This is a genomic window from Acinetobacter sp. YH12094, from assembly GCF_013419295.1.
In the GTDB taxonomy this organism is placed as follows: domain Bacteria; phylum Pseudomonadota; class Gammaproteobacteria; order Pseudomonadales; family Moraxellaceae; genus Acinetobacter; species Acinetobacter amyesii.
In genome coordinates this window covers 1-1,370 of the sequence record NZ_VPAK01000079.1, presented here as the reverse complement: position 1 = coordinate 1,370, position 1,370 = coordinate 1, and the positions used below count along the sequence as shown (strand labels likewise).

Annotated in this window: 1 protein-coding gene; it reads right to left on the bottom strand. The window is 42.9% G+C overall.

Annotation, left to right across the window (positions count from 1 at the left end; translation table 11 throughout):
* Positions 1-20 precede the first annotated feature (20 nt).
* Positions 21-1,250: a transposase gene (locus tag FTU34_RS17685; protein WP_180005658.1), complete on the bottom strand. Its 1,230-nt coding sequence runs from the start codon at positions 1,248-1,250 to the stop codon at positions 21-23.
* Between the last annotated feature and the right edge of the window lie 120 nt (positions 1,251-1,370).

The window sequence follows — 1,370 nt, the reverse complement described above, 5'->3', positions numbered from 1 at the left end:
CATAGGTATCTACACATTTTTTATAAATTGAATGCGATCTGAGCAATCGCATTCAGCTCATCAGACGAATACTCTGACAACAACTGAAGAGTGTTCAATAGTATTGAAAGCCCTGCCAGTATGGCAGGGGCACTTTCTAATTTTCCCCTTTTCTGTTGCCTACCTGAAATTCGGGTGAGAAATGCCCGAATTCTTATATTCTGCTCATCTGTACCACGCTGTACTCGCCATGTCAGCACACAAGCCATACTACTGATCAGTAGCCTTCTCAGGATTGCTTGAGGTGTCGTTTGTAGCCATGCCTCAACGTCATGTCCTGCCTGCTTAAGCAATTTAAAATAACACTCAATTGTCCAGCGCCAGTAATACCATGTACTCAATTCTGCTGTATCTATATCCATTGCAACATTACTCAGCAAACACCATCTCGCCACAATTTTACCGTCACAATCCTTAACGACAGAAACAACCAGCCTTGCATCGACAGCATCTCCCTGCTCAGGAGCAACCCGCTTCCCTGAGCTATCTTTCTGCTTTGGTTTTGCTGCGCGTGTTATGCGTATATGGGTCTCACCCACATGTAAAGTATGCTGATTGCCTTTGTAAGAAATATTTTTGATTGAATGCGTTTCTATCTTTTCTGCAATCTCGCCAACTTTGTATGTCTGACCGTGATACTCAACTCGATGACCTTCTTTGGCCCGAATCAGCCATTTGAAGCGATTCTTGCTCATCGCTCTTAGATGGGCAATTGAGTCACCTTCACGATCAATGATATGAACTTTTGTTTTCTCAACCGGATACTGTTCGATCGTTTTGATTTGTTCTGCGAGTGAATCCAAATGGGTTTTTCGCTCGCTGTATTGTTCACTGAATGTGGAATAACAGCCTGATGCGTCAGATAGCGTTTGAGCCAATGGTGCAATGGGAAGCCCCGATGCCGCATCAACCAGTAGACTGCTTTGCAGTTCATAGCCTGAATCATATTGATGGGTTCTTTGAAGACGCTGAGTTTTATTGTTATGTTTCACATATTGCAGTTGAGACCAATCATGAATAATTAGCGCATAAGGGTGAGAGGATTGATCAATCTGTTCAAATGCAAGTCGCTGTATTGGCTCATTCAATTGCTTGAAAGAGACTTTTTCATTATTGAGAAATCGCCAAACTGCCTGGGTGGTTGCAAAACTGGACTTCTGGGCAGAGGCCATTTCCTTAATTGCAGGGGCAAGTGAAGCAAGAGGATTCATATTAAGCTTTACGAGGGCGTTGTATCGTCTGACGAGACGTGTATCAAGATGGGAGATATTAAATTGAAGAGCATGCTCTTCAATTTAACCCAAAACTTGGGATTTGTGTAGATACCTATG